The organism is Nocardiopsis sp. ATB16-24 (genome assembly GCF_030271535.1).
In the GTDB taxonomy this organism is placed as follows: Bacteria; Actinomycetota; Actinomycetes; order Streptosporangiales; family Streptosporangiaceae; genus Nocardiopsis.
Map to the genome: position 1 here is coordinate 117507 of NZ_JASCXJ010000003.1, position 16165 is coordinate 133671.

General features: G+C 70.1%; 17 protein-coding genes. 9 read left to right on the top strand and 8 right to left on the bottom strand.

Annotated elements, in window-relative coordinates:
• Nucleotides 1-2 precede the first annotated feature (2 nt).
• The 5 genes from thrC (at nucleotide 3) to PFX91_RS04835 (ending at nucleotide 5043) form a co-directional block, all read left to right on the top strand.
• On the top strand, nucleotides 3-1262 hold the full coding sequence (gene thrC / locus PFX91_RS04810; protein WP_285729699.1) for a threonine synthase: 1260 nt from the start codon (nucleotides 3-5) through the stop codon (nucleotides 1260-1262).
• 79 nt (nucleotides 1263-1341) lie between these two features.
• Complete coding sequence (locus tag PFX91_RS04815) at nucleotides 1342-1620, top strand: ubiquitin-like small modifier protein 1 (protein ID WP_285729701.1); 279 nt, start codon at nucleotides 1342-1344, stop codon at nucleotides 1618-1620.
• A gap of 117 nt (nucleotides 1621-1737) precedes the next feature.
• On the top strand, nucleotides 1738-2223 hold the full coding sequence (locus tag PFX91_RS04820) for a GNAT family N-acetyltransferase (protein ID WP_285729703.1): 486 nt from the start codon (nucleotides 1738-1740) through the stop codon (nucleotides 2221-2223).
• Between the two features lie 351 nt (nucleotides 2224-2574).
• Entirely contained in the window at nucleotides 2575-4206 is a 1632-nt protein-coding gene (gene groL / locus PFX91_RS04825; protein WP_285729705.1) for a chaperonin GroEL, read from the top strand.
• A 570-nt stretch (nucleotides 4207-4776) separates the two neighbouring features.
• Entirely contained in the window at nucleotides 4777-5043 is a 267-nt protein-coding gene (locus PFX91_RS04835) for a Uma2 family endonuclease (RefSeq protein WP_285729707.1), read from the top strand.
• A gap of 55 nt (nucleotides 5044-5098) precedes the next feature.
• Here PFX91_RS04835 and PFX91_RS04840 read toward each other — a convergent pair whose 3' ends face one another.
• From PFX91_RS04840 to PFX91_RS04855, 4 genes are all read right to left on the bottom strand, one after another.
• Nucleotides 5099-6922, bottom strand: coding sequence for an ABC transporter ATP-binding protein (locus PFX91_RS04840; protein ID WP_502888249.1), 1824 nt, complete (start codon nucleotides 6920-6922; stop codon nucleotides 5099-5101).
• The gene (locus tag PFX91_RS04845) at nucleotides 6919-8661 is read right to left on the bottom strand and encodes an ABC transporter transmembrane domain-containing protein (protein ID WP_285729710.1); all 1743 of its coding nucleotides are present in this window, start codon (nucleotides 8659-8661) and stop codon (nucleotides 6919-6921) included. Before PFX91_RS04845 ends, PFX91_RS04840 begins: the two co-directional genes overlap by 4 nt.
• 258 nt (nucleotides 8662-8919) lie before the next feature.
• Nucleotides 8920-9111, bottom strand: coding sequence for a DUF397 domain-containing protein (locus PFX91_RS04850; protein ID WP_285729711.1), 192 nt, complete (start codon nucleotides 9109-9111; stop codon nucleotides 8920-8922).
• Nucleotides 9112-9125: 14 nt separating this feature from the next.
• Nucleotides 9126-9278 (bottom strand): Scr1 family TA system antitoxin-like transcriptional regulator, encoded by a 153-nt coding sequence (locus tag PFX91_RS04855; RefSeq protein ID WP_285730075.1) that lies wholly within the window; start codon nucleotides 9276-9278, stop codon nucleotides 9126-9128.
• Here PFX91_RS04855 and PFX91_RS04860 point away from each other — a divergent pair.
• On the top strand, nucleotides 9213-9455 hold the full coding sequence (locus PFX91_RS04860; RefSeq protein ID WP_285730105.1) for a hypothetical protein: 243 nt from the start codon (nucleotides 9213-9215) through the stop codon (nucleotides 9453-9455). The genes PFX91_RS04855 and PFX91_RS04860 overlap by 66 nt on opposite strands.
• A gap of 104 nt (nucleotides 9456-9559) precedes the next feature.
• On the opposite strand, the gene PFX91_RS04865 is transcribed toward PFX91_RS04860, so the two are convergent.
• Together PFX91_RS04865 and PFX91_RS04870 are read right to left on the bottom strand one after the other, a co-directional pair.
• Nucleotides 9560-9760 carry a DUF397 domain-containing protein gene (locus PFX91_RS04865; RefSeq protein ID WP_285729712.1) on the bottom strand — a complete coding sequence of 67 codons (201 nt, stop codon included), beginning with the start codon at nucleotides 9758-9760 and terminating at the stop codon, nucleotides 9560-9562.
• 10 nt (nucleotides 9761-9770) lie between these two features.
• A complete protein-coding gene (locus tag PFX91_RS04870) occupies nucleotides 9771-10625 on the bottom strand; it encodes a DUF5753 domain-containing protein (RefSeq protein WP_285729714.1) in 855 nt (284 codons plus the stop codon).
• Nucleotides 10626-11384: 759 nt separating this feature from the next.
• On the opposite strand from PFX91_RS04870, the gene PFX91_RS04875 reads away from it, so the two are divergent.
• Nucleotides 11385-11579 (top strand): hypothetical protein, encoded by a 195-nt coding sequence (locus tag PFX91_RS04875; RefSeq protein ID WP_285729715.1) that lies wholly within the window; start codon nucleotides 11385-11387, stop codon nucleotides 11577-11579.
• A 183-nt stretch (nucleotides 11580-11762) separates the two neighbouring features.
• On the opposite strand, the gene PFX91_RS04880 is transcribed toward PFX91_RS04875, so the two are convergent.
• Nucleotides 11763-12185, bottom strand: a complete 423-nt coding sequence (locus PFX91_RS04880) for an NUDIX hydrolase (RefSeq protein WP_285729716.1) — start codon at nucleotides 12183-12185, stop codon at nucleotides 11763-11765.
• A gap of 186 nt (nucleotides 12186-12371) precedes the next feature.
• Between PFX91_RS04880 and PFX91_RS04885 the strand changes: the two genes are divergently transcribed.
• Together PFX91_RS04885 and PFX91_RS04890 are read left to right on the top strand one after the other, a co-directional pair.
• On the top strand, nucleotides 12372-13688 hold the full coding sequence (locus PFX91_RS04885; protein ID WP_285729718.1) for a glycoside hydrolase family 6 protein: 1317 nt from the start codon (nucleotides 12372-12374) through the stop codon (nucleotides 13686-13688).
• 174 nt (nucleotides 13689-13862) lie between these two features.
• Nucleotides 13863-14936, top strand: coding sequence for a zeta toxin family protein (locus PFX91_RS04890; RefSeq protein ID WP_285729719.1), 1074 nt, complete (start codon nucleotides 13863-13865; stop codon nucleotides 14934-14936).
• Nucleotides 14937-15010: 74 nt separating this feature from the next.
• Here the strand turns inward: PFX91_RS04890 and PFX91_RS04895 are convergent, their stop codons facing one another.
• Nucleotides 15011-16036: a R2-like ligand-binding oxidase gene (locus PFX91_RS04895; protein WP_285729721.1), complete on the bottom strand. Its 1026-nt coding sequence runs from the start codon at nucleotides 16034-16036 to the stop codon at nucleotides 15011-15013.
• Nucleotides 16037-16165: the final 129 nt, after the last annotated feature.

Below are 16165 nucleotides of genomic sequence, written 5' to 3' on the forward strand. Positions count from 1 at the left end.
CCATGGCGATTGCCGCCACCGAACCCACCTCCGTACGCGCCTTCGGCCCCGGTACCGCGCTCTCCTGTCGCGAATGCGGCCGGCGCTACGAACTCACGCCCCGCTTCGCCTGCGAATTCTGCTTCGGCCCCCTGGAAGTGGCCTACGACTTCGGAACCGTCACCCGCGCGGACATCAAGAGCGGCCCCAAGAACATCTGGCGTTACCGTTCCCTCCTGCCCGTTCCGGCCCACGTCGCCGAGCTGCCCAACATGGCCCCCGGACTGACCCCGCTGGTGAGGGCCGACCGTCTGGCCGCCGAACTGGGTCTGACCTCTCTGTACGTCAAGGACGACTCCGGCAACCCCACGCACTCCTTCAAGGACCGCGTGGTCGCCATCGCCGTCGAGGCCGCCCGCACCTTCGGGTTCACCACCCTGTCCTGCTCCTCCACCGGCAACCTGGCCGGCGCGGTCGGCGCCGCCGCCGCGCGGGCCGGTTTCGAGTCCTGCGTGTTCATCCCCGCGGGCCTGGAGGAGGCCAAGGTCGTCATGGCCGCCGTCTACGGTGGCAAGGTCGTGGCGATCGACGGCAACTACGACGACGTCAACCGCTTCTGCTCCGAACTCATCGGCGACCCCGTCGGAGAGGGCTGGGGTTTCGTCAACGTCAACCTGCGCCCCTACTACGGGGAGGGCTCCAAGACGCTGGCCTACGAGATCGCCGAGCAGCTGGGCTGGCGCCTGCCCGAGCAGATCGTCGTCCCGATCGCCTCGGGGTCCCAACTCACCAAGATCGACAAGGGCTTCCAGGAGCTCGTCGGGCTCGGCCTGGTGGAGGACCGCCCGTACCGGATCTTCGGAGCCCAGGCCACCGGCTGCTCTCCGGTCGCGCGGGCCTGGGACGAGGGCATCGACGTCATTCAGCCGGTCAAGCCCGACACCATCGCCAAGTCGCTGGCCATCGGCAATCCGGCCGACGGCCCCTACGTCCTGGACATCGCCAGGCGCACGGGCGGATCGGTGGAGCACGTGGACGACGACGAGATCGTCGACTCCATCAAGCTCCTGGCCCGCACCGAGGGCGTCTTCGCCGAGACCGCCGGCGGGGTCACCACCGGTGTGCTGCGCAAACTCGTCCGCGAGGGCCGACTCGACCCCGAGGCCGAGACCGTCGTGCTCAACACCGGTGACGGGCTCAAGACCCTGAACGCCGTCGACGCCGACGTGAGCGCCACGATCAAGCCCTCCCTGAGCGCCTTCACCGGCGCCGGCCTGGCCTGACCGCGCCCACGACCCCGCCGCCGAACCCGTGTCGGCCGGGAAACCGGCCCCGTTCACTCTCCACCGGAAGGAAATCCGTATGAGCGCCAGCGTCCGCGTGCCCACCATCCTGCGCACCTACACCGACGACGCCGCCGAGGTCACCGCCAAGGGCGCCACCCTGGCCGAGGTCATCGACGACCTGGAGGCCAACTACCCGGGCATCCGTGCCCGCATCCTCGATGACGACGGCAAGGTGCGCCGTTTCGTCAACGTCTACGTCGGCGACGAGGACGTGCGTTTCGACAAGGGCCTACAGACCGAGGTCGCCGAGGGCGCCCAGGTCTCCATCATCCCGGCGGTCGCCGGGGGCTGCTGAGCCGCGTCGGCCCGCACTCGGGGCGGTCCCGGTCCCGGGAGGGGCCGGGACCGCCCCTTCCTCATGGGTCCGGGGACTCCCGTGCCCGAAGGACGCGGCGTTCCTACCCTGGAGCACATGACCACCATGGACATCCGACCCTTCGAGGACCGCGACAGGGAGGCGGTGACGGCCCTGGCGCTGCGGGCATGGGAACCCGTGCACGCCTCACTGCGGGAGGTCCTGGGCGAGGAGCTCTATCGGACCCTCGTCCCGGACTGGCGACGTGCCCAACGCGACGAGGTGACCGGGAGCCTGGAGGCCGAGGAGGAGCGCGTGTGGGTGGCCGAGGTCGACGGCGTGGTCGTCGGGTTCACCGCGGCCAGGCTGCTTCCCGAGGACGACATGGGGGAGATCCGTCTTCTCGCGGTCGATCCCGCCCACCAGGGGCGGGGGACGGGGACCGCGCTGACCGAGGTCGCCACCGACTGGATCCGCGACCAGGGCATGGCGGTCGCCATGGTCGAGACCGGAGGGGACGACGGACACGCCCCGGCCCGTGCCGCCTACGAGCGTGCGGGGTACACCCGGCTGCCCGTCGCCCGGTACTTCCGCAGGCTCTGAGACACGCACCGGATCGGGGTCGCCCACCACGTGGACGCGGCCTCCCCGAACGTTCGCCGGGAGTTCGCGGCGCTGTCCGCCCACCGCGAAAACCCTCGCTTTATGCGGTGTTCATGCAGGTAGATGCTGAAATGGGAGGAAGGGGAATCGTGATCAGGTCGTTTGCACTCTCAGGGTGCGAGTGCTAAAAAGAGAGGTGGTTAGCACTCGACTTGGCTGAGTGCTAACCGGAACGGGGCTGCGAGGTCGCGGCGTCCGGCAGCAGGGTTGCCGGATCGCACACGGCCGTCCGTCGCGGGCGCACGCCTCGTCCATCGCGTATCAGCCCGGTCACGGGAGGACAAGAACTCAATGGCAGCCAAACTGATCGCGTTCGACGAAGAGGCCCGTCGCGGCCTCGAGCGCGGCATGAACCAGCTCGCTGAAGCCGTCAAGGTCACGCTCGGCCCCAAGGGTCGCAACGTCGTTCTGGAGAAGAAGTGGGGCGCCCCCACGATCACCAACGACGGTGTCTCCATCGCCAAGGAGATCGAGCTCGAGGACCCCTGGGAGAAGATCGGGGCCGAGCTGGTCAAGGAGGTCGCCAAGAAGACCGACGACGTCGCGGGTGACGGAACCACCACCGCCACCGTGCTCGCCCAGGCGCTCGTACGCGAGGGTCTGCGCAACGTCGCCGCCGGCGCCAACCCGGTCGGCCTCAAGCGCGGCATCGACGCCGCCGTGGCTCGCATCAACGAGGAGCTCGGCAACATCTCCAAGGACGTCGAGACGAAGGAGCAGATCGCCTCCACCGCCTCGATCTCCGCCGGCGACCCCCAGATCGGCGAGACCATCGCCGAGGCCATGGACAAGGTCGGCAAGGAAGGCGTCATCACCGTCGAGGAGGGTCAGACCTTCGGGCTGGAGCTGGAGCTCGCCGAGGGTATGCGCTTCGACAAGGGCTACATCTCGCCCTACTTCGCCACCGACCTGGAGCGGATGGAGACGGTCCTGGAGGACCCCTACATCCTCATCGTCAACTCCAAGATCTCCAACAACAACGAGTTCCTGCCGGTCGTGGAGAAGGTCCTCCAGGCCGGTCGTCCGCTGGTCGTCATCGCCGAGGACCTGGAGGGCGGCGCCCTCCAGACGCTGGTCGTCAACAAGATCCGCGGCACCTTCAAGTCCGTCGCCGTCAAGGCCCCGGGCTTCGGTGACCGCCGCAAGGCCCAGCTCGGCGACATCGCCGTGCTGACCGGCGGCCAGGTCATCACCGAGGAGGTCGGCCTCAAGCTGGAGAACACCGAGCTGGACATGCTCGGCCGTGCCCGCAAGGTCGTCGTCACCAAGGACGAGACCACCATCGTGGACGGTGCCGGTGACGCCACCGCCATCGCCGGTCGCGTGAACGAGATCCGCAACGAGATCGAGCGCACCGACTCCGACTACGACCGCGAGAAGCTCCAGGAGCGCCTGGCCCGCCTGGCCGGCGGCGTCGCCGTCATCAAGGCCGGTGCCGCCACCGAGGTGGAGCTCAAGGAGCGCAAGCACCGCATCGAGGACGCCGTCCGCAACGCCAAGGCCGCGGTCGAGGAGGGCATCCTGCCCGGTGGTGGCGTCGCGCTGCTTCAGGCCAGCGTCCCGGCGTTCGAGAAGCTGGAGCTGGAGGGTGACGAGGCCATCGGCGCCGACATCGTCCGTCGCGCCATCGCCGAGCCGCTCAAGCAGATCGCCATCAACGCCGGCCTCGAGGGCGGCGTCGTGGCGGACAAGGTCAAGGGTCTGGAGCCCGGCCACGGCCTGAACGCCGCCACCGGCGAGTACACCGACCTGTTCAAGGACGGCGTCATCGACCCGACCAAGGTCACGCGCTCCGCTTTGCAGAACGCGGCTTCCATCGCCGGTCTGTTCCTGACCACCGAGGCCGTCATCGCCGAGAAGCCGGAGAAGGCCGCCGCTCCCGCCGGCGACCCGACCGGTGGCATGGGCGGCATGGACTTCTAGGTCCGTGAGACCACGGGCTCTGGGGCCCGTGGAATGAGGTCCGGATACGCGACCTCGCCCGCGACGACCGGGCGGCCTTGCCAGGCCGCCCGGTTTCGCTTTTCCCGAGGCCGGGGCCGCCGAGTCGACACTGTTCCCGCCGAGGAGACGGGGTTGGTCTGCGAAGTGTCGAGTGGACGAGGGCACGGAGCGTTCCGTTCTTGTTCGAAAGGTGCGAGGCGAAAGGGGTCCGGCTGTGCGAGAAGCCGCCCCGGCGGCGGGGCTGTCGCGATGGAATCACCTGCTGAGCACCTGGCGAGAGTTGGACGTGCCCGACGGTTGGCGGGCCGAGATCATCGATGACAGCGGAGTCGTGCTCGTGGCGCCCCCATCCGATCCCCATCACTACATCGCGGCCCGGGTGAGTCGCATGCTCGGGCGGGTTCTTCCCGACGAGTGGGACGTCTGTCGGACTCTGGGAATCCAACTCGTGGCGGTCGAACGACTGTATGTTCCCGACTTGGTCGTCATGCCGGAGGACATCGCCCTCGACCCTTCGAACCCCCCCGCCCGGCGGACGAGGCCGCACTCGTGGTCGAGATCGTGTCGCGGAGCAGCAGGGACACCGATCGGAAGAAGAAGCTGTGGGGTTACGCGCACGTACCGGTTCCGCTCTACCTGCTGATCGACGCCCGGGACGAGGCGGGACCGTCGGTCACCCTCTACGAGCAGCCCGGCAACGGCCGGTACAACCACGCCACGACCGTGGACTTCGGCGCCAAGGTCCGACTCCCAGCGCCCTTCGACATCGAGATCGACACCTCCAGGTTCCCTCCTCCCGACCAGTGGCCCTCCTGAGGACGCGCAAGAGCCACACACCCGTGCGTCGGTCCACGGGCGGGCTCCGTCCCTCTCAGCTCCGTCCGTGCCAGGCGTGCCACAGGTCGGCGTAGGAACCGCCCCGGGCCAGCAGTTCCTCGTGGGAGCCCAGTTCGCTGATCCGGCCGTCCTCCACCACGGCGATCCTGTCGGCGTCGTGAGCGGTGTGCAGCCGGTGCGCGATGGCCACCACCGTGCGGCCCTCCAGCACCCCCGACAGGGAACGCTCCAGGTGCCGGGCCGAACGCGGGTCCATCAGGGAGGTGGCCTCGTCCAGGACCAGCACGTCGGGGTCGGCCAGCACGACCCGGGCCAGGGCGAGCTGCTGCACGTGGGCGGGGTCCAGGGCGGTGTTGCCCGAACCGACCAGGGTGTCCAACCCGTCCGGCAGTGAGCGCACCCACGCGTCGGCGCCCACGGCGGCCAACGCCTCCCACAGACGGTCGCGGTCGATCTTCGTCGCGCCGTCGGGCAGGTCCAGGGCCAGAGCCAGGTTCTCGGTGATCGTCCCCCGGAACATGTGGCTCTCCTGGCTCAGCATGACCACCTTCCCGCGACGTTCCTCGGGGGTCAGACCCGCCATGGACACCCCGCCCACGCGGACGCTCCCCGACGTGGGCGGATGCACCCCCGCGACGAGCTTGCCCAGGGTGGACTTGCCGGCGCCGCTGGGGCCCACCACGGCCAGCCGCTCGCCGGGTTCCACCACGAGGTCGACGCCGTGCAGCACCTCCTGGTCGGTGTAGCCGAACCGCACACCGTCCAGCCTGATCTCGCCCGGACGTCCCGGCGTGGGCGCGTCGGTGGCGGAGACGTCCTCCTCGGCCAGCTCCACGCCCAGCAGCCGACGCATGCTCGTGAACCCCATCATCAGACTGTCCACCTGCTCCAACAGCTGGTCGACCGGCCGGACCATCTGCCGACTGAGGAAGACCGCGGTGGCAATCTGGCCCACGCTCAGGGAACCGTTCACGTACAGCAGGCCCGCGACGAGGAAGGTCAGGGAGACCGGGAAGAGGTAGCCGAACTGTAGCGGTGCGTACCACCGGCACCGTAGCCACAGGGTGTACCGCTCCGCCGCGTAGGCACGCCCCACCCGCCGGTCGTTGAGCACGATCCGGCGGACCTGCCGCCCCAGGGCCTCGATCGTGTGCGCGCCCTCCACGGTGTCGGTCACGCTCTGGGTCATGTCCGAGTAGGTGCCCAGTTCGCGCACGTACCCCTCCGGCGCCCTCCTGGCGTACCAGCGCGTGGACACCCACAGCAGGAGCACCGAGGGAGGCCAGGCCAGGAGCAGGGCGGGGTGCAGGACGGTCAGCGCGCCGATGATGACCACCACGGTCACCACGCTGACGGCCATCGTGGGCACGGCGACGCGCACGGTGTGGCTCAGGTGTCCGATGTCGCGGCTGGTGCGCGCCAGCAGGTCGCCCGTTCCGGCCCGTTCGACCACGCCGAGGGGGAGGCGGAGCACCGCGCGCACGAACTCCTCACGCAGCTCCGCGAGCACGGTCTCACCGAAACGGGCCGAGGACGCCACTGACGCCAGGGTGAATCCGGCCTGGACCACCAGCGACACCACGATGAGCACGGCCATCAGGTCGACGCGGGAAGAGGCGCCCTGCGCGCGCACCGTGTCGATGATCATCCCCAGGATCCAGGGGGCGGCCAGCGCGCTGAGCGCCGCCAGGCCGTACAGGGCCACGACGCCGTAGAGCAGACGTCCGTGCTCCCTTCCGGCGCGGCGCAACCGTCGCCACACCGCCCCGGTCGGGGCGATCGGCAGACCGGCGGGGCTGGTCGGCTCGGGGGATCCGGGCAGGCCGAGAGGCTCGGATCGATCGGTGGTCTGGGTCACGGGCCGTCCTCCACGGAGACGGTGCGCAGGACGGTGGCGGCGTAGCGGGGCGATGTGGCCAGGAGTTCACGGTGGGTGCCCTCGGCCACCAGACGGCCCTCCTCCACGTACTGCACGCGGTCGGTGTGGTCCAGAAGCAGGGGGCTGGTGGTGACCAGCGCGGTGGTGCGTCCGGCGCGTTCGGAGGGCAGGCGCTCCGCGATCGCCGACTCCGAGTGCGCGTCCACGGCCGAGGCGGGTTCCACCAGCAGCAGGATCTCCGGATCCGCGGCGAGGGCGCGGGCCAGACGCAGACGCTGTTGCTGACCGCCGGAGTACTCGCGTCCGCGCTCGGTGAGCAGCGCGTCCAGTCCCGCGGCGGACTGGCGCACCACGTCGTCGGCGTGGGCGGTGCGCACCACCTCGGCGAGACGTGCGTCGGAGATCCCCCCGTCCGGTGACAGCTCCTCGCGCAGCGTCCCGGAGAACAGGTGCGCGTCGTTGGCGGCCACGAGGACACGGCGGCGTACCAGGGCGAGGGGCAGGTCGCGCAGGCGCACGGACCTTCCCGTGGACTCCTCGACGAGCACCGCGTCCGCGCCCTCCTCGTCGCGGTAGCGGCCCAGACGCTCGGTGATCGCGGTCGCGTCGGTGGGGTCGGCGCAGACCACGCCGGTGGTACCCCGTGCGGCGATGGTCACGCCGCTGCGCGGGTCGTGCAGGGCACAGGGGCCGACCGGTTCCGGCGCGGGACGCTCGGGGTCGGGGTGGTCGTGCTCCAGGCGCAGCACGCGCACCACGCGCCCGGCGGCCACCCGGGCCGAGACGAACGCGGAGGTGACACGCATCATCTGGCGGACCGTTCCCGCGAGCGTGCCGGTGTAGCCGTAGAACGCGACGAGCTGGCCGACGGTGATCTCCCCGGTCAGGGCCAGGCGGGCGCCGTACCAGACGATGCCGACCAGCAACAGGCCCGGGTAGAACTCGCGCACGGCGTGCAGGGCGGCGTCCACCCGGCCCACGCGCACCGAGGCGGCGCGCACCCGCTGGGAGGAGGACCGGTATCCGTGCTCGGCGGTGCGTTCGCCGCCCACGCCCCGGAGCACTCGCAGTCCCGCCACCAGGTCGGTGGCCAGGGTGGTGAGATCGGCCTGCCGGTCACGCTGGTGTTCCCTGCGGCGGGAGAACAGGCGCAGCAGGGGCGTCATGGCGCCCATGATGAGCGGGACCGCCACCAGCACGACCAGACCGAAGGTCACGTGGCTCCTGAGCATGAGCACGCTGATCACCAGCACGGCCACCAGGGAGGACAGGATCTCCCCGGCCGACTCGTAGAAGTCGCCGATCCGGTCGATGTCCTCGGTCCCCACGGCCACCACCTCGCCCGAGGGCAGACGGCGGGTGAGGGTGGGCCCCATACGCACCGAGTGGGCGGTGACCACCTGGACGGTGCGGTAGGCGGAGGCGTACCAGTTGAAGCACTCGGCGCGGTGGGCGACGGGGACCAGGACGGCGGAGACCACGGTGAGCGCGGCGAGCACGCCGAACCAGGTCAGGAGTGCTTCGAGGTCCCCGTGGACGACGTCGGAGTCGATCGCGGCGCCGATCGCGGCGGAGAAGAGCACGCTGGAGATCCGGAAGGTCCCCGTGGCCGTGCCTGCCCACAGCAGCGAGCGCCACTCCTTTCGGGCGAGCCACCACAGGAAACGATCCGCCGAACGGTGCTCGGGAACGCCGGGTGGCTGAGGAAGTGTCCGCACAGTATCCGGACTGTAACCGGGGGAGGAGGCGCGGGCCACTGGTTTTCCGGCGGTGCGGGAAGGACGACGGGGGAATACGCGCTGAACACCGTGCGGAAGGGCCGTGGACGTTCGCATCGTTCAAGGTGCTGCTCGGACCAGGAACGTCTCGGTCCGGCCGGAGGTTCGTGGGTCCCGGTGGACTTCCCAACGGGAAATGCATTGGGTAATGCATGCGGAAGGCCCCGACCACGGTCGGGGCCTTCTCGCTTTCCAGGGCTACCTGCGGATGGTGCCAAGGAGTGCGGACCACTCGGCACCGGGGAACGTCAGGTGACCCGACTCGCGGTGCTGGGTGTCACGAACAGCCGCGCCGTTGGGGAGGTCGGCGACCTCGACGCAGTTCTGGCCGTGAGAGCTGCTGTAGCTGGACTTGCGCCAGATGGTCGGGATGGTGGGGGAAAAGCTCATGGGCTTGTTGCCTTCTACGTCGGGTCGATCAGAGACCGGATGAGGGCGCGTGAGTCTTCCACCGATAGGGCGGTGGCCTGGACGTGCCTCCAGAGGCTTTCGTGTCGTGCCAGGTGTGGTGGCTTCTCCAAGCACAGCTCATCAGGCCCCGTGTCCACATAGACCACCCCGGGATCGGGTTCGGGAAAGTCGAGGATGACGAGGGTCAGGAGCACGGGCAACTGACCATCCCCACCGCGCGCATCGTCGCGCACACCGAGCACGACGCCGAGCAGATCGCGGCAGCGATCGGCGCGCATCCCTCCACCGTGCGACGGCACCTGCGCGAGATGCGCGGCGCATAGGGACTCTTTCCGCTGTCACCTCGGCGAGGTAGAGTGTTCGCGGGATGCTTCTGGTAAGCACGACAAGGCCCCGGCTCCACGAGCCGGGGCCTTTGTCGTTGCTTCTACAGGCGCGACGCGGTGGACAGCAGGGCTGCCCACTCACCGGAGGGGAACGCCAAGTGCCCCTCCTCGGGGTGCTTGGTGTCACGCACCGCGGACATACCCGGGGCGTCGGCGACCTCGACGCAGTCCTGCGTCTGGCCTCCGCTGTAGCTGCTCTTACGGAAGTTCAGAGGGTGAGTGGTGTGGGATGTGTCTGGCATAGCTGCTCTCTCACAGGGACGACAGGCGATTCCGGATCAGCTCACGCGACTCCTCCACCGACAGGGCAGACGCCTGTACGAAGTCGAAGACGCGCGTGTACCGTCGGACCTGCTCCGGGGACTCCAGGTAGATCTCCTCTGAGACGGCCTCCAGGTACACGACAGGCGGGTCGGCGTCCGGGAACTCCAGCAGCACGAAGTGGCCGGTCATAGCAGCGTGAAGACCACCGCTCACAGGAAGCACCTGGATTCCGATGGTCGGCCGGTGGCTGACCTCAACAAGGTACTCCAGCTGCCCCTTGAGCGAAGGTGGGATGTGCAGAAGTGCGGCCTCGTCGATCACGGCCCAGAACGCCGGCGGATCGCTTCGGTTGAACACGTTCTTGCGGAGCATGCGCGCTTCGACGCGGCGGTCGATGTCGGAGGGCTCACCCATCGAACTGGCCACCGCCATGGCGCGGGCGTACTCCTCGGTCTGGAGCAGGCCGGGTACGGTCATCGACTGGTAGGAGCGGATGCTGGTCGCCTCAGCCTCCAGGCCGATCAACTGGCCGTTGCCCAAGACGTCGCCGTAGGTGGCCCACCACCCCTTCTGGCTGGCTTCACGCACCAGGGCGACATAGGCGGCACGGGCTGCTGGGTCGGTGACCTGGTAGATGTCCAGGAGTAGGAGCACGTCGTCTACCGCCAGACGCTTCCATTCCCCCGTTTCCATCCGGTTGATCTTCGACTCCGACCAGCCGCGGGCCTTGCCGCTGCGCTGCTTTGCCTCAGCGGCCACGGCTTTCGCCGTCATGCCGCAGCGCTCTCTTTGCTCGTAGAGCAGTCGGGACAGGCGTCGCCGACGAAGGGTCGGGCTGGCCACGTCGCGGCCCCTCCTTTGCGCTGTCTTCCGGTGGGCTGATCTTACGGCGGACCTCTGGGAACCCGACATTTCACGCACCTTCCACAAATCCTCGCTGCCCCCTCACGCACTAGACGCTCCCGTCGAAATTTGGGGCTTGCAAATTTACGGACACAGCGCGACGATGGAGTGACCAGAAGCACAGCCGGGCTTCCCACCCGGCGCCCTTGTAGGAGGTGTGCGCCCATGGCGCCCCGATACCTGAACACGACTGAGCTGGCGTATGTGCGCTGGCGTGCCGGATCCCCCACGCGCTGGCCCCGCCCCCGCCGCGCGTCCCGCGTCCGCAGCTACGCGACCCCCCGCCCCGCCGGCCCTGGCCTGGATGTACTGCACGCCGTACTGGCCGGCCTCCACCGTCTGGAGGCGGCGTGATGATCCCCGACCCGCGACCGGTGATCCCGCCCCCGTGCGGGGAAAGCGCCCTCAACACATGCGCCCGACGCCGGGTGTGTGTGGAGGAGGCCGGGCACGACGGTGTGCACGTGGACGTGACCGGTTACCGGTGGGAGGCACCCCAAGCCGTGCTGGCCCGGCTCCACCAGGCCTGGGGAAGCACCCACCGCATCGCCTGGACCGGTACCTACTGGGTGGCCACCGCCCACGACCGGCGTGCTCGTTGGCGCTCCCACGTGGAACCCACCCCGCCCAACTGGAGGCCGATCTTCACCGCCACACCGGCCATCCACCGGTCCCGCTCCCCAGGAAGGGGACCCCACGGTGACCCCACGACGCAGGCTACGGCCGGGTGCCACGTCGGCCGACCGGCCGCTCACCCCCGCCGAACAGGAAGCGGTGGAACGCCAGGGCGCCTACCTGGCCTGGGTCCGCACCACCCACCCCGAGGCCGGGCCGGGACTGTTCACCGGTGGCGTGTGCGGCGGCTCGCCTCGGCGGGACGAGAAGGACCAGTAGCCCCTACGACCGGACGGTGTCCTTGACCCGTCCGGTCATACGGGCATAGACCGTCACCACCCCAGGGCGCGCACGGCCACGCTTCTGCGAAGCGCCGCTCTCTCGCCATCCCGGAGCCCCGGGTGGGGCGGTCTCCGTTGCCGAGGGGCTCTCGGGAAGAACGGTGGACGCCCCGGAACGGGTTCAAAGGACGGTGCCCTCGGCGTGCAGCAGCTCGATGAGACGTCGTACGGCCGGCGCGCAGCGTTCCCGTTCGGCGAAACCGATCCACGCCAGGTCGGCGATCTCGTTGTCGACCGCGATCTCGCCGTCGTACTCGGCGGTGTGGCACGACAGGCGCACCCGGGTGCCCGGTGCCTGCGCGTGCGCCTCCTCCTCGATCACCGCGACACGTCGGATCGTGTCCGGTCTCAGGTGGACGCTGACCTCCTCCCGGGCCTCCCTCGCCACGGCGGCCTCGTCGCTCTCCCCGGGTTCGCGTTTGCCGCCGGGCAGGTAGTACAGGTCGACTCCGGTGGTGCGGACGCACAACAGGCGCCCCTGGCGCACGTGGACCCAGGCCAGGGCGTCGATGACGGGGGCGGAGGAGGAAGAGACGGCGGACATGCGACCACCCTATGTCGGGATGCGGAGGTCACCTTTGGAAAAAAGAGTCGTTACCCCTCTGGGTGCGGAGAACTCCACAGGGTAACCTGGCGGCGCTTGGGAGCGCTCCCAGGCCCGGGGTCCCCACCCCCCGCCCAGGGACCCCGGAAGCACGACAGGGGGGAACCACCCAACGGAGGAAGACTCATGTCCCGCACACGCACAGCCATCGGAGCCGTTCTGGGCTCCCTAGTGGCCCTGGCCACGGGAGCGGCGCTGCTCGGCGCGTCGCCCGCCGCGGCCGACGGGTCCGAGTTCTACGTCAGTCCCGACACGTCCGCGGCCAACTGGGTTCGGGAGAACCCCAACGACCCCAGGGCCGACGTCATCCGTGACCGCATCGCCTCGGTCGCCCAGGCCACCTGGTTCACCCGACACAATCCCGGCACCGTCCGCGCCGAGGTCGACGCGGTGGTCAGCGCCGCCGACGCCCAGGGCAAGACCCCCATCCTCGTGGTCTACAACATCCCCGGTCGTGACTGCGGAAACCACAGCGGTGGTGGGGCGCCCAGCCACGACGCCTACCGCGCCTGGGTCGAGGAGGTCGCCGCAGGGCTGAACGGCCGGGCGGCCACCATCGTCCTGGAGCCCGACGCCCTCCCCCTGGTGAGCGGGTGCAGTGACCCGTCCGCTCTCCTGGACTCCATGGCCCACGCGGGCAAGGCGCTCAAGGCCGGTTCCTCCCAGGCCAGGGTCTACTTCGACATCGGCCACTCGGCCTGGCTGACCCCGCAGGCCGCCGCCGCCCTGCTCAACGGCGCCGACATCGCGGGCAGCGCCCACGGCATCGCCACCAACACCTCCAACTACAACTGGACCGCCGACGAGGTCGCCTTCGCCGAGGCCGTCATCGCCGCCACCGGTGTGCCCGGACTCAAAGCGGTGATCGACACCAGCCGCAACGGCAACGGCCCCGCCCCCGACGGCGAGTGGTGCGACCCGCCGGGACGGATGATCGGCCGTGCCAGCACCACCGCCACAGGCAACCCGTTGATCGACGCCTTCATCTGGACCAAGCTGCCGGGCGAGGCCGACGGTTGCATCGCCCCCGCCGGCCAGTTCGTGCCGCAGGCCGCCTACGACATGGCGGTCAACGCCCCCGAACACCCCGACCCGGGGGGCGAGCCCACCGAACCCGACGAGCCCGGTGAGCCTCCGGTGGGAGACGAGGGCTGCACGGCCGAGTACAGGATCGTCAACGAGTGGAACGGCGGCTTCCAGGCGACGGTGACGGTCACCGCGGACTCCGCCCTCACCGGCTGGACCGTCACGTGGACCTACAACGACGGACAGAGCATCACCCAGGGGTGGAACGCCGACATCTCCACCAGCGGGTCCCGGGTCACCGCGACCGACGTGGGCTGGAACGGCGTCCTCGACGCCGGTGCCAGTACCGAGTTCGGCTTCATGGGAACGAGCGGCGGCGCCAACGGCACACCCGAGGTGTCCTGCTCCGCGGCCTGACCGGCCCCGGCCACCGGGCGGGCGGACGGGTCCCGACCTCCGCCGCCCGGTGCCCTCCCCGCTCCACGCCTGACCGTCTTCGGCCAACGCGGTGAAACCCCCCACCCCGCCGGGGCCGGCGTACTAGCCTCCTGATGTCGGCGACGACGGACCGGTTCCGGAGGGGTGGACGGTATGGCGGTTTCACGCGCGGCGGGGAGGGCTCCCGGACCGCTCCTGGAGGAGGGGGTCCGTGGCGGGATCCCCCCACGGACCCCCTCCGACAGAGAGGCCCGTGAGCGGGCCCACACCCTGTACAGCGCGGCCATCGGCGCCTGCCTGAGCCGTGCCGAGACCCGCCCCGGGCTTCGCGGGAAGGCCGCCGCGCTCCTGGCGGAGGAGGCGCGTCTGCCCTTCCTGCCCCTCGACGAGGTCGAGGAGGTCGGCCGCACGCTGCCCGAGGTCATCACCGCCCTGCGCTCCGAGCCGCTACGCGTCCGCGACGGCGCCACCCCCGAGGATCCGGGCAGGAGCGTGACGAAGGCGGAGTCGATCGCCCTGTTCGACCTGGCGCTGCGCGACCGGCTCACCGGACCGGCCCGCGAACATCCCCGCGTGCTGCTCCTGGGCGGCCAGCCGGGAGCGGGCAAGTCCACGTTGCAGAGGCTTCTCCTGCCCCTGCTGCCCGAAGGCACGGTCGGCTACGACGATGACGACCTGTTGCGCTTGGCCCCCGACTACGAGTGGGCGATGGCCGCCGACGACCGGGCCGCCTCCCGTTCCCTGCTCGGGCAGGTCGGCGGACTGCACGACCTGGCCATGGAACACCTGCGCGCGGGCCGGGTCGACGTGGTGTGCTGCCCTTCCCTCGGCCGCGCCGATCAGGCGGCCTCCTGGGTGGAGGGGTTCCGCGACGCCGGCTACAGGGTCGAGGTCGCCTTCGTGGCCACCCACGCCTCCAACAGCCGTTTCGCGATCGTCGACCGCCACGCGCGGGAGCGCGCCCACCAGGGCTTCGGCAGGTGGGTCTCCGAGGCCCGTCACGACCGTCTCTACCTGGGGGTGCCCAACACGGTGGAGTTCCTGGAGACCCACCGGTTGGCGGACTCGGTCTACGTGCTCTCCCGCGACGGCGAGATCCTCTACGCCGACCATCGCCGGGAAGACGGGCGGGGGACCGAGCCCTTCGGTCGGATCGCCCTGGAGGCCGAGCGCGGACGTCCCGAGGCATGGCGAAACGATCGCCTGGAGGCGGAGGCCGCGCTCTGACCGGGACCGCCTCCCTCGCGGTCCCACGCCCTCCGGCCGCCTCCCGGGGCGGGCGGCCGGAGGGCACGGAATCCTCACTCCTCGACGTTCACCCCGCTCATGGCCCTCCGGTCCTCCTCCCCGAACTGCTCCTCCAGTTCCTCCGGGGCGGTGTCCAGGTCGATCCGGGACACCGGAACCCCGCGCGCGGACTCGATCGCGCCCAGACGGCGCAGCGCACGGTCCCCCGCGTACCGGACCAGCTCCCCCGGCGGCAGTTCGTAGCGTCGGGTGCGGGGGTCGTCCGAGGGTTGCTCGCCGTGCTCGACCATGGTCGTCACGTGTGGCAGCAGTTCGTCCAGCCGTTGCCGCACCACGTCCCAGTTGGCGTCGTCGGCGGCGACGTGGCGTCGGCAGGTGAAGGTGCCCCACGCCATGTGGCGGCGCTCGTCGTCGCCGATGCGCCGGACGATCTCCCGCATGCCCGGGAAGATGTCGCGTGCGGTGCACAGGTGGTTCCAGGCGTGGTATCCGGTCAGGGCCAGCGAGCCCTCGATGATGTGGTTGTAGGTCACCGAGGCGCGCACCTGGTTGCGGGGGCCGGGGTCCTGCGACAGTCTCTCCAACGACTCCGGCAGTTCCTCGTAGAACAGCCTCCGGTAGCCGGGGTTGGTGTCGACGTACTCGTGCAGGTCCTCGTGGACTCCGAGCGCGTCCAGCCACAACCGGAACGCCTGGACGTGTCTGGCCTCCTCGAACGCGAACTGGGTCAGGTACATCTCGTCCCCCAGTCGTCCTTCCGCGGCCATCGCCCGGACGAAGGGCTGGATGTCCTCGGTGACCGCCTCCTCACCCGCCACGAAGAAGGCGCACAGCCGCAGGACGCGTGTGCGGGCCTCCTCCTCCAGTTCCTTCCAGTCCTCGGCGTCCCGGCTCAGGTCGATGTCCGCCGGATCCCAGAACCTGGCGTTGCCCTTGGTGAAGAGCCTGAGCGGAAGCGACTCCCAGTTCAGACCGCCTCGTCGGAGGGAGTGGAAACCCGTGCGTCGCCCGGTGGGGGAGGAAGGGGTGGCGGGGGCGTCGGTGGAGAGGGGGTTCTCGGACGCGGGAGTGTGGGGCATGAGGGGACCTCCTGGGAAGCTGCCGTGCCCTCATGATTGGACGCGCAGGGGATCCGTGTAAAGGAGGGTCCTGGCATCGGCCGCCCGAAAAGAGGATTCTGTTCCGCTCGCCGGCCTGTGCGGGGGAGC